The sequence below is a fragment of the Bacillus sp. FSL M8-0256 genome (genome assembly GCF_038005765.1).
In the GTDB taxonomy this organism is placed as follows: Bacteria; Bacillota; Bacilli; order Bacillales; family Bacillaceae; genus Bacillus; species Bacillus safensis.
The window spans coordinates 2,642,911-2,666,685 of the sequence record NZ_JBBOTU010000001.1 but is presented as its reverse complement, the minus strand read 5'-3'; the positions used below and the strand labels follow the sequence as shown (position 1 = coordinate 2,666,685).

Genomic DNA, 23,775 nt, shown 5'->3' with positions numbered 1-23,775 from the left:
GGAATGAAGCCATGAAGATACTCATCATTAGTGACAGTCATGGACTCACAGACGAACTTCAAACCATTGCCAAACGGCATGCGGCTGAAGTTGACATGATGATTCACTGCGGAGATTCAGAACTCGAAACGAACCACCCAGCACTTGAAGGATACAAAGTCGTCAAAGGAAATTGTGACTTTATGGGCGATTTTGAAGAAGAGCTCCTGCTCCCACTTGATGGAGGCGGAAAACTATTTCTCACTCACGGACATCTGCATGGCATCAAACAATCCTTGCTTCAAGTCTACTATCGTGCAGAAGAGCTGGGCGCAGACATTATCTGCTTTGGCCACTCGCACATTCCAGGCAGTGAACTGCTAAGAGGAAAACTCCTCATTAACCCAGGCAGCGTGCACTTGCCAAGAGTGCGAAAAGAGCGCAGCTATGCTATACTGACACTAGATGGAAGCGAAGCAAACGTACAGTTTTTCACGGACGAAGGTCAGGCCATACAAGACCTCGAAAACACTGTCACATTGGAAGGTATTTCATAAGGGTGCAGCATTTGCCCCTTATGAAAAAACTTTCGAAAAACCGTTGACTTTAAAGAACAATAGTAATATAATAAATCTTGTCGCTGAGGTAATACACCGCAGCACACTACATAACAACATGTCCCAGTAGCTCAGCAGGATAGAGCAACGGCCTTCTAAGCCGTCGGTCGGGAGTTCGAATCTCTCCTGGGACGTACTAAATTAAAAGCCTGAAACCCTTTATTATCAAGGATTTCAGGCTTTTTTGTTCATTGGAACATAAGTTCGTAACTCGCTCAAAAACAGGGTTTTGGGAGCGGATTTATTTTTAAGTATTTCCGTTCCCTGTTTTTGTATCAAAGAAGCTATCAAAATGAGTGGCTGATTTCTGATCAGCTTCTTCAATGACATGAGCGTAAATTGACATAGTTGTATCCATTTTTGTATGCCCTAAACGTTCCTGCATAACTGCGATTTATTTATATGATTGGATCATTCAGTTCGTAATTTGGGTAGCAATAATAAGGCGGTCTACGTCCAATTTTAGGCATTAGCCATGAATGCTCCAGATAAACCATGGTGACTTTTTCCATTGAATGATTCACAAGTAATAACTCTACTTCTGGATTAAATTGATATCTCAATCCAATGACCTCCTTATATTAGGAATGTGTGGATTCCCCGCCGTCAACATGCAGCACTTGACCTGTAACAAAACGTGAATCATCAGAAGCTAGATAAACAAATGTTGGTGCGAGTTCAAATGGATGCGCAACTCGTTCCATTGGATTAAATGCTCCATATACAGCCACTTGATCTGACGAGAAGCTTGCTGCAATGAGCGGCGTCCAGATTCGACCTGGAGCAACGGCGTTTACACGAATTCCTTTTTTTACAACATTTTTAGCCAAAGCACGTGTCCAGCCAACAATTGCCCCTTTTGTGGCTGTATAATCAATCATTTGTTGCTCACCTACATACGTTACGACTGAAGAAGTACCGATAATAGAACTGCCTGGTTTTAAGTAAGGAAGAGCTGCTCTGGTTGTGTAAAAATGTGAGTATATGTTGACTTTAAAGGTGTCATCGAATTGTTCGTCTGTAATGTCAAGAAGGCTTGGTTGTTGAAATTGGATACCAACGTGGTTACATAGAACATCTAGACGTCCGAAGGTTTTTACTGTTTTCTCTACAATGGTGATACATTGCCTTTTATCTCGCAAGTCTCCTGGCATCAACAAACAACGTTGCCCAAGTTCTTCAATTCTTGCTTTTGTTCTATTAGCATCTTCGTGTTCATCTAAGTATGCAATCGCAACGTCAGCACTTTCCTTTGCGAAGGCAATGGCTACGGCTGCACCAATACCGCTATCCCCTCCTGTAATAAGAGCAACTTTTCCCGCTAACTTACCACTCCCTTTGTAATTTGTATTTTCAATAATTGGAAGTGGTACCATTAAACCTTCTACACCAGGATGACGAAGTTGACGTTGTTCAGGTAAATTAATTGGGATTTCTTCATAGCGTGTGATTTTTCCGTAATTAGGGTACATGGGATAAGGTTGAGTTTTCATTTTCTCTAAAAACATCTGTTGCATTTGTTTTATTTGTTGCAAATTACTCTCATCAGAATCTTGTGTCATTGAATTCCCTCCAAACGTACTTATTCCCTTTTAATATCTATGTTGTTTACTGCTAATCCAAGTATTAATAATGAATAAACTTGTGAAGGAGTTATTTGAAGGGTTGCAGTAAGCTTTTATGAGTAGGTTGGAATTTACAGGTGTTTGAACACGTGTCAGTAATCAAGGCTGGGAAGTAATAAAAGTTGCAGACCAATTTATCGGAAGTCGAAATGGACAAAGACTATGTGATAGACACTTTGGTCCAAAATCATCAAGAACAAAGTAAAGAAGAGGAAATGAAATTTTATGAGGTGCATGATCCATATTACGCATTGAGCGAAGCGAAAACCGAAGAAAATGCTATGATCGATTAGCAGTTTAGTCTAGGGAGATCTTTCAAGACCGCCAAGCCAACAAAATAATTTTATATCGTCAATCACACTGCTGGTACACATCGGATCAAGATGACTATATACAAAAACAGAAATTGGACAGGCGTTAAGGGATCCATTTATACGCCAGATTTTGAGGTGAGAAAATGTCCAACTCGTCTTGAGGAAATGGCAGAAAAGAGCAAGAGGAACCAAGGATTCAGCGATTCCTTGAGTTAGACACAATATAGATATGATGAATTGGTGGATAATGTATATAAAGTGATATAAATAGAATTGTGATCCAACTTATAATGAAGGATCAGAAGTTTTACTAAAAGTGTCAATTGAAATACCGATATAGATTATATAAAAGATGAAAGAGGGTATGGGAAATGATTAAAGCTATTACAAAAGGTAATTAATTTAGGAGCGGCTTCCGTTGAGGAGGTCGCTTTTTTTAAAAGCACATTACTAGATATGGAGAATTGCGGGATAATGTGGATAACTAAAAGTGCATAATATTTGGAGGGGGATTTATGTTGAAAGTAATACGGAATTGTCATATGAACAGCTAAATTCTATACATGCATTAGTCCATTTTTATGACATGATAATTACAGATTTTTGCATTCAAATGTCAAGAATTCATTTGGGAACAAGATTGTTCACAATCAGTTGCAAATAAAGATAAGGGAGATATAAATATAACTAGCTTATTTATGACACTTGAGAAGGCAATAGCTAATCAATTATTTTATAGATATATTTCAGTCGATCTTAACGTGGATGTAGATTCAGAATATACGGCTGATGATACTGCTAATAAGGATGAGCATTATTTACGCACAAGAAGTTGTCAATTAATAGGGAAATACATAGAGAGAATATACGATCGCTTGAAATTGGGATGATAATGGCACACTTTTGGCACGATCTTGGCAAAGTATTTTGTCTGAGAGCGGTTATGATGGTATTAGGTGATAAATTGAGAGCGGCTTCCATTGCGGAGGTCGCTTTTTTATTCGACAAAGTTTTTAAATGATTGAATAAGCTAAATTCTTTCCGATATAAAAGTGGGAGGGAATGATATGAACTTTGAGACTAAATATCTTATAAGGTGGGGAATACCAGGTTGGGTTTTCTTGCTTATGAGTTTATGGCCTGTAGCGGTTTTTCATGCTAATCTACCGACTGATAGTCCAGTGGAAAGTATTAGTGTTATATTTAGTACAGCAGCTATAGGCATTGTAATTGGGTATCTCATACATCAAATGTATTTTGCTTGGAGCTGGATATTAGGTTTTGGGAGAAGGAGTATACTTACATCTGAAATAGCAGAGTTAATTGATGCTCCCCAACCAGTTGAAAAGGCAAAATGGTATAAATTCAGAGAACGTAATATATTATCAAAAAAGAGGGCTAAGGAATATTTCAATCTAGAATTTGAATGGCAAAATAGACTATCAAAAGTTAAAGAGGACAGTAGGCGCGATTATATTGCAAAGCGCTATGCACATTTATTATCTACTACTCATAGTTTAGGTGCATTATGTTTCTCGTTATTATTATCGTTAATAATAAATATAATCCATTATATTTTAATGCTTGTGAATATGTTAAGTTATAATTCGTTAGTATTTATAAATATATTTATAATCTCACTTATCCTTTTCCCCTGTTATGTAAATCAAAAATATTTTTCGGAGAACGTAGAAGAATTTAGAAATAAATTCTTAAAAGATTTTTATAAAAATAGTTAAATTATAAAAGCACCAGGATGCTTATCCAGTTTGGACAAGTGTCTTGGTGTTTTTAAATTATCCCAATATAAATGAAATAAAGAGGCGAAACCAAATGAAAAAGTCATTAAATCTGCTAGTGTGTCCAAGATGTAAAACTGAGTACACATCCTACTATACAAAAACGGAAATCAGGCCATTATATTACAGCCGCTTCAAAATATGGTGAAGTAAAGCAGAAGTAAATGAAAAGCCCTTCCAATTTGGAGGGGCTTTTCTTTGTTATTCATCGCTGTCCAATTCCCATAATTTTTGACCGTCTGCTAAATAAACTGCACTTGGTGTATCTTTATAAAGTGAAATTTCAATTAAGGAACTTTTTTCTTGCTTTAACCAATCATATATATCACAGTCGTAATTAGTGGGGTGGGATAAGATGTTATTTACTTGAAATGCGACTGCGTCATACTCTGTATAATTGACATCATCATCTTCCAATCCGTTATCAGTTTCATAAAGTGTGTCAGGTTCTCCAATAACTTTTAAACCACTTTTCCATTCTATTATCAAATCGTTATTTTTATATTTTCGTAATGCTGAAATTAATGGGTCATATCCCATTTGAATCCCCCTTAGTTTATGGTTTTAAAGGCTCTGATGGTACTATATGAGCGCCGTTTTTACTGTAGTGTATTAAGCCTCTAGTAGTCTCCACATACTTACCGGTATCTTTATCGTAGTATTTTCCAATCATCTGTCCAAAGTCTACTCTTTCTTTGTGCTCTCCTATTTTTGTACCTTTCCCAGCGAACTTATCCAGCAATTCTTGTGCTTTTTTATTATCTCCATAAAAAATGCTTTTATTTGGACGGCCATTCGCAACTTCTTGCTTATAGTTAGGTGCATCAGGAATATGTTTCTCTTGAGCGCCTGGTTTTACTTTTACAGGGAAACCATTTACTTCACGATACGGACCTTTTGGTACGGAATGTTTGCCGAAGGAAGGTGTTTTGACAATCTTCTTGGCTACTTTCTCTCCTTTCATTATTTTAAATACGTATTTTCCTACTTTAGCGATTTTAGCTCCGGGTATCATGTACAAGCTTGATACTAGACGGTCCATGTCAGCGACTTTGTCACCTGTTACAGGGTCTCTTCCTGTGATGACTCGAATGGCATCATTTATTCCTGTAAATTCAACCGCTGTATTTAAGATGTTTGAGGTTTGTTTCAAGTCAGAAATCTTTGTGATGCTTTCAATCTTCACTTTGTTTTGATCCGATATTCGTAACCGATATAGCATTCCATCTCGAATAACTTCAACTGTTTTGGCATTTGCGAAGTCAATCTTTTCATTTGTATTATATACTTTTCCATTTACGAACACGGCGTTTTGATTGATTTTATTAGACGGTTTCTTCTTCACAAGAGTATCCACATTCGATTGCTCTTTATCATTCAGCTTGTTCAGCATGATCATCATTGGGTTTTCTTTAGGGTTGTCTATTTTTTCATTCAATTCGCTGATGTTGCTGCTGATTTTTTCTTCTTTTCCACCTTTGAAAATAGAGCCTTTTTGATAACTGGTAATTTCAATTTTCGGGCCAGTGAACATCTTGCTTAAAGTATCTATGTATTGCTTCATTGTGTGAAGGGAACTTTTTGTTTCATTTAGAGCACTTGTTTGTTCTCTGTCAAATGCATGAAGTAGTCCAATGGTTTTGGACGTCTCAAGCCAGGCTTTTTGATAGCTTTGTTGAAAAGCAGATTCGTCTACATGAGGCAAATGCTCAATATGGCTGACCCTGCTGAGCGCTTGATTCACATCGGATACAATATCAGAAATAGTCCGTTCGGCTTTTTTTAACCCTTGGTCAAGCTCGTGTTCAATGAATGATTGAGAGATAAAACCATTCGGGTTTGATTCAAAAGCATGAAGTGCCTGTTTTGTCTTTTTTAGTGCACCACTGTATTCTTCAATGACGATCTGAAAGAATTGCAAAAAGGGAATGTGACACTCCATATAAAAATCTTTTATCGCTTGTCCAGCTTCTCCCTTCAATGCACCATCTAAGGAGATGATTTGGTTGATTTGCTTTTCTAGGGACTTAACATTATGTGATTGCTGCTTCAACTTGTTCAGCGTTTGGTCAATTCCATTCTTCAACTCAAAGACATCAAGGGTTTTCATTCCGTTCTCCTTTACTTTCTGTTAGTACTCGAAGCAATTAAGCGTCCACATAAAGAAAGGGAGCTGCATAAACGACAGCTCCCAAGTTGAGGAGTTAATTTTTCTTTTTTCTGTAGTCTTTTACTAAGCTTGAAACAACTAAACCCATCACACTATAAGCCACAAGATAAAATAAAACATTTGTTACAGGTGTATCAATTTTCCCTAAGATCATCACAAGGGCAATAATAGCGCAGGGTAAAGTAATTAATAACGTTTTGGATGGCGTGCTTTGCTGTGACACTTAATGACCTCCTGATTGATCCATTAAATAGATATTTTAGTTGATTTTAACATATGGAGATTGTACGAACAACATAAGGAGGATAGCAATCTACTTTAAGAGCGGACAAATGAAACTTACTGATTTTATGGAAATCATTTCAATTAAACCTTTTGTGTAATAAAATGTATATGATTTATACAAAGGGGTGAGATGGAGGTGAAGCATCTTTTAACGGCAATCGTAGTGGCTAGCATTGTGGGGATCATTGTATATGTTGCAGACGATCGTTTAAGCATGTTTCCGTTGATGCTGATTATAGCGGTTGCGATCTATATCGTAAGCAGGATTAGCGAAGCATTGATTAAGAAATACTCAAAAGAAAATAGTTAATAGCACCGCCCTCCATTGGAAGGGCGTTTTTTTATTAACCTTCCTAATGAAAGAGGCATTGTAAAGCAGTAAATGTTCAAAAGAGAGAATATTCTTTCTCCCACTAAAAAAAGTAAGGTGTATAAGATGAAAACGAAGAACCAGTTTGTCTTGTGACGGATTTTCCTTATCATGTAATGACGAGAAACCCATGAAATTATGGGTTCTTTTATTTCTCTAGTCAAACTAAAATCAAGGTGCCACCAATTCGACTTTCATTCTATCAGGATCTTCAAAATAAACAGCGTAGTGTTTATCGCCGCCTGCGAAGGGGTGTGTATCGGTATAAAGAATTTTAACACCCATGCTTTTTAACTTTTCAGTCATATCATCTACTTGCTGCCGGGAACTGGCATGAAAAGCCAGGTGGTTTAGACCTGCCCTGCGTCTATGATAGGGTATGTCCATAAATCGTTCCTCCGTTTGTACGAAAACGATATACGTTTCTCCCAATTTCCAACTTCGACCGCTTTCCCAGGTTTGATACGGCTCGTAGCCTAACTCCTCTAAAAACCACCCCCAAAAAATAATCGAATTCTTTAAATTCGAAACATTTAGTTCAATGTGATGAATAAGCCCTTTTGACAATAGATGAGCCCCCCATTTAGAAGATTAATGATTATATGACTTAATGTAACTTAATTCAGATGAATATGGAACTCTATTTAATGGTTTAGCTGTTAATGAATAAATCTAAAGAAGAATATGCTGCTTCTCGAAAGCTTTCAGCAATTTTAAGGCAAATTTAAGATCGGATTTCATTTCAAATGTATTAAATCTTTGTTACAATAAGACAGCTTTGCTCAGAAGAGACGTTCCAAGGTTCGACATTTTTTTAGCATTTCTTAAAATTTTTATGGTTTGATATGAAACTCTTTGAATGAGTCATGCGTCTCTATAAGTGTCAAAAGAAAAGAGGTTATCAATATGCTATTCAAAAAGCTATCAGAAAATAAGTCTGTAAAATGGATAGGATATACAAGCTTTTACTTACTTATTTTGCTATTATTGTTCTTTATTTACGGATTCCACACAGCAAATACGGGATCATTCATTTACAACGATTTTTAATTGGAGATTAAATTATGAAACTATTACAAACGATTCATGAATACCAGCAAACAAAACCAACACAGCCAGCATTTGTTTCTCAACATGCATCGATCACATATGATGAACTTTGGCATTTATCAGACCAAATGGCTGGTGCGATCGATGCAGTCGCAGCTGGCAGTGAACCTGTCATTGTATACGGTCATATGGAGCCAGAGATGCTGATTTCTTTCTTAGGCAGTGTGAAATCAGGCAGACCATATATTCCGGTCGATATCTCAATACCTGTCGAGCGTATCGTCTCAATTATTGAAAGCTCAAAAGCCAGTCTATTGATTTGTGCAAATGAGCAGAATGTATTAGATGTAGAAGAACACATTGATGTGAAGAGTGCGGCATCGCTTTTAGCACTTGAAAAAGAAGCACCGCCATCCACGCAGTGGGTTCAACAAGATGATGTTTTCTACATTATTTATACATCTGGCAGTACCGGAAAACCGAAGGGCGTTCAGGTAACTGCCAATAATTTAGAAAGCTTTACAGATTGGATGTGCCGTGACTTCCCAATTGGTGAGGGACGCACATTCTTAAATCAAGCACCATTTTCTTTTGACTTATCAGTGATGGATCTCTATCCAGCGCTTCAATCAGGCGGCACGCTTTACTGTTTAGTAAAAGATCTCGTCAACAAGCCAAAGGATATGTTTGCAGCACTTGGTCAATCTGACGTTGAAGTGTGGACATCAACACCTTCTTTTGTGCAAATGTGCTTAATGGACCCTTCCTTTACAGGGGAGCTTTTACCTGAGCTGAAAGTTTTCTTGTTCTGCGGTGAGGCGCTTCCTGTAGCTGTAGCAAGTGCACTTCTGGAGCGTTTTCCAAAGGCGCAGGTCTTTAATACGTATGGTCCAACTGAAGCAACAGTTGCAATCACATCGATTGAAGTCACGCAGGAGATTCTTGATCAGCACGATTCTTTACCAGTCGGCTATGCCAAACCTGATACAGACATCGTCATTTTAGATGAAGAAGGCAAGACACTTCTTGATGGTGAAAAAGGAGAAATTGTCATCGTGGGGCCAAGCGTCACGAGAGGCTACTTAGGTGAACAAGCCTTGACAGATAAAGTGTTCTTTGAATACGAAGGACGTCCTGCTTACCGTACAGGTGACGCAGGTGTGGCGCAGGATGGTTTAATTACGTGCCATGGCCGTCTCGACTATCAAATTAAGCTTCATGGATACCGGATGGAGCTTGAAGAAATTGAATATCATGTAAGCGAGACAACCTATGTCAATGCTTGTGTGATTGTGCCATTCCAGCCAAACGGTCATGTCGAGTACTTGATTGCAGCGATTGTTCCAGCAGCTCATTCATTTGAAAAAGAGTATCAGCTGACAAGCGCGATTAAGAAAGAAATGGCGGATTCACTGCCAGCGTACATGATCCCAAGAAAGTTTGTCTATCTTGAGCAGCTGTACATGACGCCAAACGGGAAGGTTGACCGTAAGAGAATCGCGAAAGAGGTTCTTCTATGATTCCGTTTAGTTCATTCTTTTTCTTCATTCTAATTGGTATTCTTCTTTTGCCGACGATCATTCTTGGTCTTCGCGGCAAAAGAATGCAGGGCTACAACATGTTTGCAACGGTTGTGGCGCTGGCACTTATTTTCTCAAAGGATGCCCATGGCGCGTTGCTGCTCTTCTTGTTCACGGTGTGGCAAATCTTCATCATCCGCCTGTACCTTGCGTACAGGTTAAAGGCGAATCAGGCATCTGTTTTCTATGCAGCAGTGGTGGCATCTATTTTGCCGCTTGTGCTGTCAAAGATTTTACCGTTCTTTTTAACTCATCAGCCGCACCAGCCGCCGCCAATGAACTGGCTGAGCTTTTTGGGGATCTCGTACTTAACATTTAAAGGTGTTCAGTTAATTATCGAGACAAGAGACGGCTTGATTAAGAAGAAAATTCCGATTCACCGTTTGGTCTATTTCATTGTCTTTTTCCCGACGATTTCATCAGGTCCGATTGACCGTTACCGCCGATTTGAAAAGGATATGGATACGCCGCCTGAAAAGGAAGCATACAGTGATCTTCTATATGCCGGTATTCATAAAATTTTTATTGGCTTCTTATATAAGTTCATTATTGGGTATCTAATTCACACATATATTCTGATGAATATCCATCATATTAGCAGCAGTCACTTTGTTCAGCAGTTAACGTATATGTATGCTTACAGCATGTATTTGTTCTTTGACTTTGCTGGATATACAATGTTTGCTGTAGGTGTGAGTTATATTATGGGCATTAAGTCGCCAGAGAACTTTAATAAACCGTTTATCAGCCGAAACATTAAAGACTTCTGGAATCGCTGGCATATGTCCCTGTCCTTCTGGTTCAGAGACTACGTGTTTATGAGATTTGTGTTCTTTATGACCAAAAAGAAGTGGATTAAGAACCGTATGGCTGTATCAAATATCGGGTACTTTGTCCTCTTTCTATTGATGGGTGCTTGGCATGGTCTTGCCCTTCAATATATTATTTACGGACTATATCATGCAGTTGTTATGTCCGGTTACAATTTATTTGAGAAATGGAATAAAAAGCACAAGTGGTGGCCGGATAATAAGGTCACAATGGTTGTGTCGATCATTATTACATTCCATGTGATTTGTTTCGGATTTTATATTTTTTCAGGAAAACCATTTCATCATTAATGATTAAGGGAGTAGAAAATTATGGAATTTAAAAATCAAGTATACGGTATTATTGCAGAGGTTTGTCAGGACGACGTTGTGAAAGAAAATCCAGAGATTGCGATTTTTGAAGAAGGTCTTCTTGATTCATTTGGTACAGTAGAACTGCTTATGGCAATTGAAAGTCAACTCGGAATCACTGTTCCGATTACAGAATTCGATCGTGATGTGTGGGATACGCCGAATCATATTGCTGAGCAGCTGGCAGAGATGAAGTAATGAAAAAGCGTTTTTTTGGGCCGCTTATTTTAGCGGCTGTTCTATTCATTGGTGTTCTTCTTGTACCAAATGCATGGCTCTCACACCTGATCCCAAAAGACAAATTACAAAAGTCAGCCACAGAATTAGATCCAGGGATGTTTCAAGGGCTTTATTTACAAGATGAAATGCTAAAAGATCCAACTTATTTGCCGATCTATGGATCTTCTGAACTATCACGTTTTGATCCATATCACCCTTCGAATTTCTTTCATGAGAATCCTCAAGGGTTTACACCTTATCTTATTGGAAAAGGTGGATCGCAATCATTAATTCATGCGATGAACTTTGCAGCGCATATGGATGAATTAAAAGGGAAGAAGCTTGTATTTATCGTGTCCCCGCAGTGGTTTGTGAAATGGGGATCTGACGAGAATCACTTTGCCCCTAACTATTCAGCGCTTCAAGCGCTTAATCTCGCCTATAATAAAGAAATTGATCCAACTGTGAAAAAAGAGCTGATCAAAAGAATCATGAAGTTTAAAGCAGTCAAAAACGACATGGTGATTACAGAGCTTTTTAAAGCAGAGCTATCTGGGAACAAGTTCGCTTATGGCGCGATTTCTCCTATTGCGAAAATGTACTATGGCATGCTTCAAAAGAAAGACATGTACTATACGATTGGATCGGGGCATGAGCGCAAGCTTCAACCGTCTCCTTCAGTCAAAGGAAAAACATGGGCTGAGCTTGAAAAAGAAGCGAGCATTTTTGGTGCGAAAAGAGCAGGGGACAACCCGTTTTATATTAATCAAAAACTGTTTGACCACAAGCTGAAACCGATCATGAAAAAGATGAAGGATTCCCGTGAAGGTCATTCTTATGCGGAATCACCAGAATACAAAGATTTTCAAATCATGCTTGATATTTTAAAACAGGCAGGGGCAAAGCCTTTGTTTGTAACGATTCCTGTCAACGGAAAGTGGTATGACTACACCGGTTTTCCGAAAGAAGGCCGTACAGGTTATTATGAAAAAATCAATCGTCAAATTCGAGATAATGGGTATGAAGTCGCGGATTTGACTAAGCATGAGTACGATCCATATTTCTTTAAAGATACGATTCATGTGTCTTATAAAGGATGGGTGTACATCGATAAGGCAATTGAAAAGTTTTACAAAGAGCAGTAGAATGCAGCAGCTTTCTGCTGCTTTTTGTTTGTCGAATCGGCGGATATCTTGTATAACTAAGGGAAAAGGGCTATGCTGTAGATGGAGGCGATATGATGAATCGTTCTGAGAAAAAAGAACTATTAAAGCGTTCGAAGAAGCATTTTAATGATCATGCCTTTTGGGAAAAGTTAAAAAAGACGGCACAAAAAGCTGGTGTCTCTCTTGTCTATGCTGTGCTATTACTTTACTATACATTGCAAAAACCCGAAGTGCCGGTCAAAGCAAAGACCTTGATTATTGGAGCACTCGGCTACTTTATCCTTCCACTTGATCTCATTCCTGATACATTGGTTGGTGTCGGCTATACAGATGATTTAGGAGCCATTACATTTGCTTTGCTTCAAGTAGCAATGTACATTGATGATGATGTGAAAGGGAAAGCAAAAGACAGGCTGTCAAAATGGTTCGGCGAAAAAACCGATACGTCTTTAATTGATCAAAAGCTTGAGGATGGCGGTATGCCGTCTGTATAAAGAAAAGCCTCCGTTATTGGAGGCTTTTTTCTTTACCCTAAAAATTTCACGCAAACTGGATGAGGGACGGTAATGTCTGATTGTAAGACAGTGAGTCGTCCTGTTTCTTTGTCGCGTTTGTATAACACAAGATTGCTAGATTCTTGGTTTGAACCGACGAGGAATTCTTCTGTTGGATCAAGCACAAAATCTCTAGGCCAGTTTCCTTCAGAAGAAGCAATCTCGACAAGGCTTAATTGGCCGTCAGCGTCTGTTTTAAAAATCGCAATGCTGTCATGACCGCGATTTCCTGCATAAACAAATTGTCCGTCTGAAGAGACATGAATGGCACTTCCTTGATTGTTCTCCGTAAAATCGCTTGGAATGGTCGCGATTGTTTGGATCTCTTCAAAATGACCATCTTCAAAGTAACGAAGCACAATGACCTCTGAGCTTAGCTCTGTCATGACATATGCCACAGGTTTCGTTGGGTGGAATGTGATATGACGAGGTCCGCTGCCTGGCTTTGTTTCAAATGTATGAGCAAGCTCAAGTTTGCCGTCTTCTTTCTTATACGTATAAATTCCATCTGTTCCAAGGTCAACAGCCACTGCAAATTGTTCATCTGGCGTGAGACCCATAAAGTGAGTGTGCGGCTTTTCCTGACGATCTTCGTTAGGGCCAGTTCCTTCATGCTGCGCCTGTGAGAGCGTGCGGATCACTGAGCCGTTTTCAGCATCGATTTCATACATCTCTGCTGTCCCTTTATGATAGTTCGCTGTATACGCCGTTTTCGTTTGACTGTCCACGCTGACGTGGCAAGGAGAAGCTCCATCGGCAAGCTCTTGGTTGATGAAGTGAAGTCTGCCTGTTGTTGAATCAATTTGATACGCAGCAAGGCCGCCCTGTGATCCTTTTTTCACAACAGCATAAACAAACTTTTGATCCTCTGACACGGTTAAATATGTAGGATTTTCAAGCTCAGCAGCGACTTCTACTTGCTCAATCTGCTGCTTGTCCGTATTTAATGTAAACGTATAAACACCTTTACTGTCTCCCTTTGTATACGTACCGATATAACCTCTGATGTTAGCCATGTATTGCCCTCCTTCTATTAGATGCTCTCATTCTATCATAAATTCATAGGAAAACGCTTTAGAAAGGCATGCTAAAAGAAAAACAAAGTCAATGAAATCTCACAATATTCATCAAAAATGTTGTGAAAAAATATCACAAAAGTTTTCTCAAAAGAAAACCGTTCATGTAAAGTAAATAAATTGAAGAAAAAATACAAAAAATTTTAAGTTTTTTCATTCCTTGTCTAGCAAAGGTGTAAGCGTATACATTTAATTTTGATTAGTCTAAATTGTCTAATAATTTTAAAAATGCTGTTGACACTGTATGGAAAGCGGCGTAAGATGGGTTCAACAAAAGCTAAACAAACACGCAGTGCAAGCGAGAGACACTTCAATATAAAGTGTCTGAAAATTCAACTACTTTTTGTTTGAAAGAGAGGGTGCTCACTGAAAATGGAAGACCAAAAGGAACAGTGGATCTTTTTAAACGATGAACTCGTGAAAAAAGAGGATGCGAAAATTTCAGTTTACGATCATGGCTTCTTATATGGCGACGGTGTTTTCGAAGGGATTCGCGTGTATAACGGAAATATCTTTCGAATGAAAGAACATTTAGACCGCCTGTATGATTCCGCTAGATCCATTATGCTGAACATTCCATATTCACTTGAGGAACTCACGGAGAAAATGATTCATACAGTTGAAAGGAACGGCCTAAAGGATGCCTATATTCGCCTTGTCGTCTCAAGAGGAGCGGGTGATCTTGGTTTAGATCCTAACAACTGCGGGAGAGCCAACACAGTGATCATTGTAGAGCCGCTGGCCATTTTTCCAAAGCACCTATATGAAACGGGTATTGATATTGTGACGGTTCCAACAAGACGAAATCGTCCAGATGTCCTTAGCCCAAAAGTGAAATCATTAAATTATTTAAATAACATTCTTGTCCGAATCGAAGCCCATATGGCCGGTGTGAGTGAAGCGCTGATGCTGAACGATCAAGGGTACGTGGCGGAAGGTTCTGCAGACAACGTGTTTATTTATAAAAAAGGCAAGCTTTATACACCGCCAGGTTATATCGGAGCACTTGAAGGCATCACAAGAAATGCCATCATGGAGATTGCAGAAGACTTAGGCTACGAAGTGAAAGAAGAACCATTCACAAGACATGATGTGTATACAGCTGAAGAAGTATTTCTAACAGGAACCGCAGCCGAAGTCATCGCCGTTGTAAAAGTTGACGGCCGTACAATCGGTGAAGGAAAACCTGGGTTCCACACAAACAAACTTCTTGAACAATTCCGTAAGCGAGTAGTTGAAGAGGGAGAAAAAGTCGTTTTTGCAGATGAAAACATTCATGCAAGTTAAATAGATATCGATAAACGTTGAAGAGGACTAGTAGCTTTAGAGTCAGTATCTACAGAGAGCCGGTGCTAGCTGGAAACCGGTGTTACTTTCTAAAGTGAACTCACCTCTGAGTGTCTGCTTGAAATGATAGTAGGGCAGACCGAGTGACATTGCTCACTCGTTACCAAAATGGACGAAAGATGTCCATGAGACGGCAGCAGGGTTTGCCGTGAACAAGGGTGGTACCGCGAAAAACAAAGCTTTTTCGCCCCTTTGACCTAGTGAAAAGTAGTGTCATTGTGGGGTGAGAAGGCTTTTTTATATGGTCTCATATCTCTATCTTGAATGGAAAAGGGTGAAAGGACTTGACTGAAGCAAGACAAAGAGGAGGAAATCAAATGGGGACAAATGTACAAATGGAGACGGAAAAATCAAAAGCACCACAAACGATGAACGGTGCACTCATGTTAATTGAAGCACTCAAAAGAGAAAAAGTAGAAGTCATTTTCGGCTATCCGGGCGGAGCAGTTTTGCCAATCTACGATAAAATTTACGATTCTGGTTTATTTCATGTCCTGCCAAGACATGAGCAGGGAGCGATTCACGCAGCAGAAGGATACGCAAGAGTATCTGGTAAACCGGGTGTTGTCATTGCCACATCAGGGCCGGGAGCGACAAACCTTGTGACAGGAATTGCAGATGCGATGATTGATTCACTTCCCCTTGTTGTATTCACAGGGCAGGTGGCAACGTCAGTCATTGGATCGGATGCATTCCAAGAAGCAGATGTACTCGGCATCACAATGCCAATTACAAAGCACAGCTACCAGGTAAGGAATCCAGAGGAATTACCGGGTGTCATTAAAGAGGCATTCCATATCGCAACAACAGGCAGACCTGGTCCAGTCTTGATTGATATTCCAAAAGATGTCGCAGGCATTGAAGGAACCTTTGAATATGATCAGCCAATTGATTTACCTGGTTATCAGCCAAAAGTAGAGCCGAACTATTTGCAAATTCGCAAATTAGTAGAAGCTGTCAGCAGAGCGAAAAAACCAGTCATTCTAGCAGGAGCCGGCGTACTTCATGGCAAAGCATCTGAAGAATTAAGACAGTATGTAGAGCAGCAGCAAATCCCAGTCGCTCATACACTGCTTGGACTTGGCGGATTCCCGGCAAAGCACCCTCTTTTCCTAGGGATGGCTGGGATGCATGGCACATATGCAGCGAACATGGCTCTTCATCAATGTGATCTGCTCATTTCAATCGGAGCAAGATTTGATGACAGGGTAACAGGTAACCTCAATCATTTTGCGAAACATGCGAAGGTCGCTCATATTGACATCGACCCAGCGGAAATCGGCAAGAACATTCATACCCATATCCCGGTTGTTGGAGACAGTAAGCTCGTTCTTGAAGAACTGATCAAGCAAGACGGGAAGCAAGGGGAATCAGACGAATGGAAAAATCAATTAGATCAGTGGAAGGAAGAATATCCACTCTGGTACGTTGAAAACGAAGCAGAAGGCTTTAAGCCTCAAAAGCTGATTGAATACATTCATCAATTCACAAAAGGTGAAGCCATTGTCGCAACTGATGTCGGACAGCATCAAATGTGGGCAGCGCAGTTCTATCCATTTGAAAATGCAGATAAGTGGGTCACATCTGGAGGTCTTGGCACAATGGGCTTCGGATTACCAGCAGCCATCGGCGCTCAGCTGGCTGATCAAGAGGCAACTGTTGTGGCGATTTTAGGAGACGGAGGTTTCCAAATGACCCTGCAAGAACTTGCCGTTATCCGTGAGCTGAACCTTCCAGTCAAAGTGATTGTACTCAATAATCACAGCCTTGGAATGGTAAGACAATGGCAAGAAATTTTCTACGAAGAACGCTACTCACATTCTAAATTTTCAGAGCAGCCAGACTTCGTCAAATTATCTGAAGCTTATGGCATTAAAGGAATCAGAATCTCATCAGACGAAGAGGCGAAAGAAAAGCTTGAAGAAGCCTTAACCTCTAGAGAGCCTGTTTTCATCGATGTCAATGTAGCGCGAGATGAAAAAGTATTCCCGATGGTAGCACCGGGGAAAGGACTTCATGAGATGGTGGGGGTGAAACCTTGAAAAGAATTATTGTGTTGACTGTATTAAATCGATCAGGCGTACTGAACAGAATCACAGGCCTCTTTACTAAAAGACACTACAACATTGAAAGCATTACGGTCGGCCATTCTGAGATTCAAGATGTATCACGCATCACGTTCGTCGTCCATGTAGACCAGGAGAAAGACATCGAGCAGCTGACAAAACAGCTGAACAAACAAATCGATGTGCTGAAAGTAACAGACATTACAAACCAATCAATCGTTCAGCGAGAGCTGGCTTTGATAAAAGTCGTATCTGCACCAGCATCTAGAATGGAGATCACAGGGGTCATTGAACCGTTTAGAGCTTCTATTGTAGATGTGAGCAGAGAGAGTGTCGTCATTCAGGTGACAGGTGAGTCTTCAAAAATTGAAGCACTCATTGAATTACTTAAGCCATACGGCATTAAAGAAGTCGCCAGAACTGGCACTACGGCCTTTGCGAGAGATAATCAGCAAAAGCCGCAAACAAATAAAACAATTTCAATTGTCTAAACAAAAGGAGAGAGTCAAATGGTAAAAGTATATTATAACGGTGATATTCAAGAAAACGTATTAAATGGTCAAAAGGTAGCAATCATTGGTTACGGTTCACAAGGTCATGCACATGCATTGAACTTAAAAGAAAGCGGCGTAGATGTGATCGTCGGCGTAAGAAAAGGCGGATCTTATACAAAAGCACAAGAAGACGGTCATCAAGTATTCACAGTAAAAGAAGCAGCGGCACAAGCAGACGTCGTGATGGTACTACTTCCAGATGAGCAGCAAAAGAAAGTATATGATGAAGAAATCAAAGATCAATTAGAAGCTGGCAACTCACTTGTATTCGCACACGGATTCAACGTTCACTTCCATCAAATTGTTCCTCCAAGTGACGTAGACGTGTATCTTGTAGCTCCAAAAGGACCAGGACATCTTGTGAGAAGAACATATGAGCAAGGCGCTGGTGTACCTGCCCTATTTGCTATCTATCAAGATGTATCTGGCCAAGCGAAAGACAAAGCACTTGCTTATGCGAAAGCGATCGGCGGAGCAAGAGCGGGTGTTCTTGAAACAACATTTAAAGAAGAAACAGAAACGGATCTATTCGGTGAGCAGGCAGTTCTTTGTGGAGGTCTTACTTCACTAGTAAAAGCAGGATTCGAAACGTTAACAGAAGCTGGTTATCAGCCAGAGCTTGCATACTTCGAGTGTCTGCATGAACTAAAATTGATCGTTGACCTTATGTATGAAGAAGGATTAGAAGGCATGAGATATTCAATCTCTGATACAGCACAATGGGGTGATTTCGTATCAGGACCACGCGTTGTGGATGCAAAAGTAAAAGAGTCAATGAAAGCTGTTTTGACTGATATCCAAAACGGAACATTTGCAAAAGAATGGATTGTTGAAAACCAAGTGAATCGTCCACGTTTCAATGCGATCAATGCAAATGAAAATGAGCACCAAATTGAAATCGTTGGTAGAAAGCTTCGTGAAATGATGCCTTTCGTTAAACAAGGAAAGAAAAAGGAAGCGGTGAGCGTCGGTGCGGAAAATTAATTTTTTTGACACAACACTTCGGGATGGAGAGCAATCACCAGGAGTGAACTTAAATGCACAAGAAAAGCTAATCATTGCAAAGCAGCTTGAGCGCCTTGGGGTTAATATCATTGAAGCGGGATTTCCCGCTTCATCCCGAGGGGATTTCTTAGGCGTACAAGAAATTGCAAGAACGATTAAAAACTGTTCTGTTGCTGGTCTTGCACGATGTGTGAAAGGTGACATTGATGCTGCATGGGAAGCATTAAAAGATGGAGTGGAGCCAAGGCTTCATGTCTTTATTGCCACTTCTGACATTCACCTGAAGCATAAACTCAAGAAAACACGTGAAGAAGTCGTAGAACAGGCTGTCGCAATGGTGAAATATGCGAAAGAACGTTTTCCAGTTGTCCAATGGTCAGCAGAAGATGCGTGCCGTACAGATCTTGCTTTCTTAGCAGAAATTGTAGAAAAGGTCATTGACGCTGGGGCGAGTGTCATTAACTTGCCAGATACAGTTGGATACCTAGCGCCAAAAGAGTACGGAAACATCTTTAAATATATGAAGGAACACGTTCCGAATATCGACCGCGTCAACTTGTCCGCTCACTGTCACGATGATTTAGGAATGGCTGTAGCAAACTCACTTGCTGCCATTGAAAATGGAGCAGATCAAATTGAAACGGCTGTCAACGGAATTGGCGAGCGCGCTGGAAATGCCGCTTTAGAAGAAATTGCAGTAGCTCTTCATATTCGAAAAGACTTTTACCAGGTCGAATCAACGATTCAATTGAATGAAATTAAGCGTACAAGTGATGTAGTGAGCAAATACTCAGGAATGATTGTGCCGCGTAATAAAGCAGTCGTTGGAAACAACGCATTTGCACATGAATCAGGTATTCACCAAGATGGTTTCCTCAAAGAAAAAACAACCTATGAAATTATTTCTCCAGAGCTTGTCGGCGTGACAACAGATGTGCTTGTCCTTGGAAAACACTCCGGAAGACACGCGTTTAAAGACCGTATGAAAACACTAGGCTTTAAACTAACGGAAGACGAAATCAATAAATTCTTTGAGACTTTCAAGAACTTGACAGAGAAGAAGAAAGAAATTACAGATGATGACTTGATCTCTATTATATTAGAAGAAAAAGTAGCAGACCGAAAAATCGGCTACGAATTTGAAAGTCTGCAAGTGCACTATGGAACAGAACAAATGCCAACAGCAACAGTTTCTCTGAAAAATCAAGAAACACAGGAAGTCATTCAAGAAGCAGCTACAGGTGCAGGCAGTGTAGAGGCTGTGTACAACACGCTTGAGCGCTGTATGGAAGAAAGAATTCATTTGCTGGACTACCGCATTCAATCAAATGGAAAAGGCAGAGATGCACTAGCAGAAGTATATGTCACTGTTTCAATAGAAGGAAAAGAAACAGCAGGACGCGGTGTAGCGCAAGATGTACTTGAAGCATCAGCAAAAGCTTACGTCAATGCAGTGAACAGACATTTAATCTTCAAATCAAATCTGATTGAAATTGAGAAACATCACGCGATCTCATAGGAAAGGAGGAAGGTTCTCATGAAAAAGAAAATTGCACTTTTGCCCGGCGATGGAATCGGACCGGAAGTCGTGACATCTGCGGTCGCTGTCCTTCAAGAGACGGCGGCGCAATTTAAGCACGAATTTGAATTCGAAACTGCGCTCATTGGCGGTATCGCAATAGATGAAAAAAACAACCCGCTTCCAAAGGAAACAGTAGATGTATGCAAAAACGCTGATGCGATTTTATTAGGAGCAGTCGGCGGACCAAAGTGGGATCAAAACCCGCCAGAGCTCCGTCCAGAAAAAGGCCTGCTCGCCATTCGTAAACAGCTGGACTTATTTGCCAACATCCGCCCTGTAAAGGTGTTCGATAGCTTAAGCGAGGCATCTCCGTTAAAACAAGATCATATTAACGGAGTCGATTTCGTCATCGTTCGTGAATTAACAGGCGGTCTCTATTTTGGTGAACCAAGCGAACGCTATACGGATGATGAAGGAAAAGAAGCTGCCGTTGATACGCTCCTTTATACAAAGGAAGAAATTGTCCGCGTATTAAAAGAAGCGTTCGACATGGCCTTAACAAGACGGAAAAAAGTGACGTCTGTGGATAAAGCGAATGTCCTTGCTTCTAGTAAACTATGGCGGGATGCAGTAGAAGAAGTTGCTGCTCAATATCCAGAAGTTGAATTTGAGCATATGCTCGTCGACAATGCTGCCATGCAGCTGATTTACAAGCCCGCTCAATTTGATGTCATTGTGACGGAGAATATGTTCGGTGATATTTTAAGTGACGAAGCTTCTATGATTACTGGATCACTTGGCATGCTGCCATCTGCTAGTTTATCAAGCAGTGGCCTTCATTTATATGAGCCAATTCATGGTTCAGCACCCGATATTGCGGGGCAAAACGTTGCAAACCCTCTGGCAACCATTTTATCAGCAGCAAGCTTGCTTAGAACATCCTTTGCATTAGAAGAAGAAGCGGCTGCAATAGAAGAAGCTGTCGAAGCTGTTCTTGCCTCTGGCAAACGAACAAAAGATTTAGCAGCAAAAGAGGGAACTTATCAAACGACTGAAGAAATCACTAATGCGGTTGTAGACGCACTCAAGCAGCGCGTGCAAACCATTGTGTAAATAGAATCTTGTGGAATTAGGTAGAGGGAGGAAAAGGGTTATGCCTCGAACAATCATCGAAAAAATATGGGATCAGCATGTAGTCAAAAGCGGCGAGGGAAAACCAGACCTTTTATATATTGATCTGCACTTGGTGCATGAAGTGACATCACCTCAAGCATTTGAAGGATTAAGACAAAAAGGGCGCAAGGTGAGAAGACCTCAAAACACGTTTGCGACGATGGATCACAACATCCCAACTGTGAATCGGTTTGTGATCAAAGATGAGATTGCTAAAAAGCAAGTGAGTGCCTTAGAGCGCAACTGTGCGGAATTTGGCGTTCGTCTTGCTGACCTTCACAGTGTTGACCAAGGAATCGTCCATGTCGTTGGACCTGAGCTTGGATTGACACTTCCGGGGAAAACAATCGTTTGTGGAGATAGTCATACATCAACTCACGGCGCGTTTGGTGCACTTGCCTTTGGGATCGGTACTAGTGAGGTTGAACATGTACTTTCTACACAAACACTTTGGCAGCAGCGTCCGAAAACGCTAGAAATTAGAGTAGACGGAAAGCTTCAAAAAGGGGTAACCGCCAAAGATGTCATTTTAGCCGTCATTGGTGCGCACGGCGTGAAGTTCGGCTCAGGTTATGTCATTGAATACACTGGGGAAGTATTCAGAAACATGACGATGGATGAGCGGATGACCGTTTGTAATATGTCAATTGAAGCAGGCGCAAGAGCAGGATTGATTGCACCTGATGAAGTCACCTTCGAATATTGCCGCGGCCGCAAATATGCACCGCAGGGTGAAGACTTGGAAGCAGCTATTAAAGAATGGGAAGAACTTAGAACAGATCCAGGTGCAACCTACGATAAAACCATTGTGTTAGATGGAAATGAGATTTCACCAATGGTTACGTGGGGAATTAACCCAGGAATGGTACTGCCTGTGGATGCATCAATCCCAGGACCTGAGGACTTTGCACAAGAAGATGATCAAAAAGAAGCGATTCGTGCTTACGAATACATGGGTGTCCACCCGCATCAGCGTATAGAAGATATTACGATTGAGCATGTCTTTATCGGCTCATGTACGAACTCAAGAATGACTGATTTACGTCAAGCTGCTTCTATGATTGAAGGACAAAAAGTAGCAGATCATGTCAGAGCGATTGTGGTGCCTGGCTCTCAAAGTGTCAAATTGCAAGCAGAAAAAGAAGGTCTTCATGAAATCTTCCTTGAAGCAGGATTTGAATGGAGAGAATCAGGCTGCAGTATGTGCCTTAGTATGAATAACGATGTGGTACCGGAGGGCGAACGCTGCGCGTCCACATCAAACCGTAACTTTGAAGGGCGTCAAGGGAAGGGTGCGAGAACACATCTTGTCAGCCCGGCAATGGCTGCAATGGCTGCGATACATGGCCGCTTTGTCGATGTCAGGAAGTTTAATCAAGAGAAAACAGTCGTGTAAGGAGTTGTCATAGATGGAGCCTTTAGTCACTCATAAAGGAAAAGCCGCTGTGCTTAACCGTATCAATGTAGATACAGATCAAATTATTCCGAAGCAATTTTTAAAAAGAATCGAACGAACAGGATATGGCCGCTTTGCCTTTTTCGACTGGCGCTATTTAGCCGATGGCAGCCCAAATCCAGATTTTGAACTAAATCAGCCGATCTATGAAGGAGCATCCATTTTGATCGCAGGGGAGAACTTTGGCTGCGGATCATCTAGGGAACATGCTCCTTGGGCGCTTGATGATTATGGCTTTAAAATTGTCATCGCACCATCATTCGCAGATATATTTCATCAAAACTGCTTTAAAAATGGTATGCTTCCGATTCGCCTTGATTATGATGTGTGGAAAACCTTTGCTGCGTCATATGAGAACAAAGGGTATGAGATGACGGTTGATCTTGAAAAACAGCAGATAGAAGATCATGAAGGGAATATCACCCCTTTTCAAGTCGACCCTCACTGGAGAGAAATGCTCCTAAATGGTTATGATGAGATTTCATTAACATTACTTCTAGAAGATGACATTCAAGCATTTGAAGAAAAGCGCAGCAGCTGGCTGCGCGCTTAAGCAACGAGAAGCTGTCCGCCCGAGGTGTGACGGCTTCTTTTTTGCATGAAAACCTCTCGTTACTTGTGTTTACTAATCTTCGTTGGTAAACTGATAAAAAATATGCGCCCGAAA

24 protein-coding genes, 1 tRNA gene and 1 other annotated feature are annotated in these 23,775 nt (G+C 40.5%); of the genes, 19 read left to right on the top strand and 6 right to left on the bottom strand.

Annotation, left to right across the window (positions count from 1 at the left end):
* The first annotated feature begins 11 nt into the window (after positions 1-11).
* Both NSQ76_RS13730 and NSQ76_RS13725 read left to right on the top strand, forming a co-directional pair.
* Positions 12-536: a YfcE family phosphodiesterase gene (locus NSQ76_RS13730; RefSeq protein ID WP_056768068.1), complete on the top strand. Its 525-nt coding sequence runs from the start codon at positions 12-14 to the stop codon at positions 534-536.
* Positions 537-656: 120 nt separating this feature from the next.
* Positions 657-730, top strand: a tRNA-Arg gene (locus NSQ76_RS13725).
* A 447-nt stretch (positions 731-1,177) separates the two neighbouring features.
* Here the strand turns inward: NSQ76_RS13725 and NSQ76_RS13720 are convergent.
* Entirely contained in the window at positions 1,178-2,158 is a 981-nt protein-coding gene (locus NSQ76_RS13720; protein ID WP_341054328.1) for an SDR family oxidoreductase, read from the bottom strand.
* A gap of 185 nt (positions 2,159-2,343) precedes the next feature.
* On the opposite strand from NSQ76_RS13720, the gene NSQ76_RS13715 reads away from it, so the two are divergent.
* Together NSQ76_RS13715 and NSQ76_RS13710 are read left to right on the top strand one after the other, a co-directional pair.
* Positions 2,344-2,514: a hypothetical protein gene (locus NSQ76_RS13715; RefSeq protein ID WP_162472407.1), complete on the top strand. Its 171-nt coding sequence runs from the start codon at positions 2,344-2,346 to the stop codon at positions 2,512-2,514.
* Between the two features lie 1,088 nt (positions 2,515-3,602).
* Positions 3,603-4,274 carry a hypothetical protein gene (locus tag NSQ76_RS13710; RefSeq protein ID WP_034621174.1) on the top strand — a complete coding sequence of 224 codons (672 nt, stop codon included), beginning with the start codon at positions 3,603-3,605 and terminating at the stop codon, positions 4,272-4,274.
* 261 nt (positions 4,275-4,535) lie between these two features.
* Here the strand turns inward: NSQ76_RS13710 and NSQ76_RS13705 are convergent, their stop codons facing one another.
* From NSQ76_RS13705 to NSQ76_RS13695, 3 genes are all read right to left on the bottom strand, one after another.
* Positions 4,536-4,874 (bottom strand): hypothetical protein, encoded by a 339-nt coding sequence (locus NSQ76_RS13705; protein WP_034621171.1) that lies wholly within the window; start codon positions 4,872-4,874, stop codon positions 4,536-4,538.
* Positions 4,875-4,890: 16 nt separating this feature from the next.
* Positions 4,891-6,444: a T7SS effector LXG polymorphic toxin gene (locus NSQ76_RS13700; protein WP_034621169.1), complete on the bottom strand. Its 1,554-nt coding sequence runs from the start codon at positions 6,442-6,444 to the stop codon at positions 4,891-4,893.
* 94 nt (positions 6,445-6,538) lie between these two features.
* A complete protein-coding gene (locus tag NSQ76_RS13695) occupies positions 6,539-6,727 on the bottom strand; it encodes a hypothetical protein (RefSeq protein ID WP_034621166.1) in 189 nt (62 codons plus the stop codon).
* 192 nt (positions 6,728-6,919) lie between these two features.
* Here NSQ76_RS13695 and NSQ76_RS13690 point away from each other — a divergent pair, with 192 nt between their 5' ends.
* Positions 6,920-7,099, top strand: a complete 180-nt coding sequence (locus tag NSQ76_RS13690) for a hypothetical protein (RefSeq protein WP_025092472.1) — start codon at positions 6,920-6,922, stop codon at positions 7,097-7,099.
* Positions 7,100-7,330: 231 nt separating this feature from the next.
* Here NSQ76_RS13690 and NSQ76_RS13685 read toward each other — a convergent pair whose 3' ends face one another.
* On the bottom strand, positions 7,331-7,726 hold the full coding sequence (locus NSQ76_RS13685) for a VOC family protein (RefSeq protein WP_024427819.1): 396 nt from the start codon (positions 7,724-7,726) through the stop codon (positions 7,331-7,333).
* A gap of 333 nt (positions 7,727-8,059) precedes the next feature.
* Here NSQ76_RS13685 and NSQ76_RS13680 point away from each other — a divergent pair, with 333 nt between their 5' ends.
* From NSQ76_RS13680 to NSQ76_RS13655, 6 genes are all read left to right on the top strand, one after another.
* Entirely contained in the window at positions 8,060-8,209 is a 150-nt protein-coding gene (locus NSQ76_RS13680) for a teichoic acid D-Ala incorporation-associated protein DltX (RefSeq protein ID WP_024427820.1), read from the top strand.
* 14 nt (positions 8,210-8,223) lie between these two features.
* Complete coding sequence (gene dltA, locus NSQ76_RS13675; protein WP_034621164.1) at positions 8,224-9,729, top strand: D-alanine--poly(phosphoribitol) ligase subunit DltA; 1,506 nt, start codon at positions 8,224-8,226, stop codon at positions 9,727-9,729.
* Positions 9,726-10,910, top strand: a complete 1,185-nt coding sequence (gene dltB / locus NSQ76_RS13670) for a D-alanyl-lipoteichoic acid biosynthesis protein DltB (protein WP_034621161.1) — start codon at positions 9,726-9,728, stop codon at positions 10,908-10,910. Before dltA ends, dltB begins: the two co-directional genes overlap by 4 nt.
* 21 nt (positions 10,911-10,931) lie before the next feature.
* Positions 10,932-11,168 carry a D-alanine--poly(phosphoribitol) ligase subunit 2 gene (gene dltC, locus NSQ76_RS13665; protein WP_024423191.1) on the top strand — a complete coding sequence of 79 codons (237 nt, stop codon included), beginning with the start codon at positions 10,932-10,934 and terminating at the stop codon, positions 11,166-11,168.
* On the top strand, positions 11,168-12,334 hold the full coding sequence (gene dltD, locus NSQ76_RS13660; RefSeq protein WP_025092477.1) for a D-alanyl-lipoteichoic acid biosynthesis protein DltD: 1,167 nt from the start codon (positions 11,168-11,170) through the stop codon (positions 12,332-12,334). Before dltC ends, dltD begins: the two co-directional genes overlap by 1 nt.
* 95 nt (positions 12,335-12,429) lie before the next feature.
* The gene (locus tag NSQ76_RS13655; RefSeq protein WP_034621160.1) at positions 12,430-12,849 is read left to right on the top strand and encodes a YkvA family protein; all 420 of its coding nucleotides are present in this window, start codon (positions 12,430-12,432) and stop codon (positions 12,847-12,849) included.
* A gap of 32 nt (positions 12,850-12,881) precedes the next feature.
* On the opposite strand, the gene NSQ76_RS13650 is transcribed toward NSQ76_RS13655, so the two are convergent.
* Positions 12,882-13,925 (bottom strand): lactonase family protein, encoded by a 1,044-nt coding sequence (locus tag NSQ76_RS13650; RefSeq protein ID WP_034621158.1) that lies wholly within the window; start codon positions 13,923-13,925, stop codon positions 12,882-12,884.
* Between the two features lie 432 nt (positions 13,926-14,357).
* On the opposite strand from NSQ76_RS13650, the gene ilvE reads away from it, so the two are divergent.
* From ilvE to leuD, 8 genes are all read left to right on the top strand, one after another.
* A complete protein-coding gene (gene ilvE / locus NSQ76_RS13645) occupies positions 14,358-15,272 on the top strand; it encodes a branched-chain-amino-acid transaminase (RefSeq protein ID WP_024427825.1) in 915 nt (304 codons plus the stop codon).
* A gap of 8 nt (positions 15,273-15,280) precedes the next feature.
* Positions 15,281-15,527 (top strand) — a binding site (T-box leader).
* 122 nt (positions 15,528-15,649) lie between these two features.
* Complete coding sequence (gene ilvB / locus NSQ76_RS13640) at positions 15,650-17,374, top strand: acetolactate synthase large subunit (protein WP_025092480.1); 1,725 nt, start codon at positions 15,650-15,652, stop codon at positions 17,372-17,374.
* Positions 17,371-17,889: an acetolactate synthase small subunit gene (gene ilvN / locus NSQ76_RS13635; protein WP_007501584.1), complete on the top strand. Its 519-nt coding sequence runs from the start codon at positions 17,371-17,373 to the stop codon at positions 17,887-17,889. The genes ilvB and ilvN overlap by 4 nt, the downstream gene beginning before the upstream one ends.
* 18 nt (positions 17,890-17,907) lie before the next feature.
* Entirely contained in the window at positions 17,908-18,936 is a 1,029-nt protein-coding gene (gene ilvC, locus NSQ76_RS13630; protein WP_024423187.1) for a ketol-acid reductoisomerase, read from the top strand.
* Positions 18,923-20,476: a 2-isopropylmalate synthase gene (locus NSQ76_RS13625; RefSeq protein WP_024423186.1), complete on the top strand. Its 1,554-nt coding sequence runs from the start codon at positions 18,923-18,925 to the stop codon at positions 20,474-20,476. The genes ilvC and NSQ76_RS13625 overlap by 14 nt, the downstream gene beginning before the upstream one ends.
* Before the next feature lie 18 nt (positions 20,477-20,494).
* The gene (leuB, locus tag NSQ76_RS13620; RefSeq protein WP_135032547.1) at positions 20,495-21,592 is read left to right on the top strand and encodes a 3-isopropylmalate dehydrogenase; all 1,098 of its coding nucleotides are present in this window, start codon (positions 20,495-20,497) and stop codon (positions 21,590-21,592) included.
* A gap of 40 nt (positions 21,593-21,632) precedes the next feature.
* Entirely contained in the window at positions 21,633-23,048 is a 1,416-nt protein-coding gene (gene leuC, locus NSQ76_RS13615; protein WP_024427828.1) for a 3-isopropylmalate dehydratase large subunit, read from the top strand.
* Positions 23,049-23,061: 13 nt separating this feature from the next.
* A complete protein-coding gene (gene leuD / locus NSQ76_RS13610; RefSeq protein ID WP_024423183.1) occupies positions 23,062-23,661 on the top strand; it encodes a 3-isopropylmalate dehydratase small subunit in 600 nt (199 codons plus the stop codon).
* Positions 23,662-23,775 lie beyond the last annotated feature (114 nt).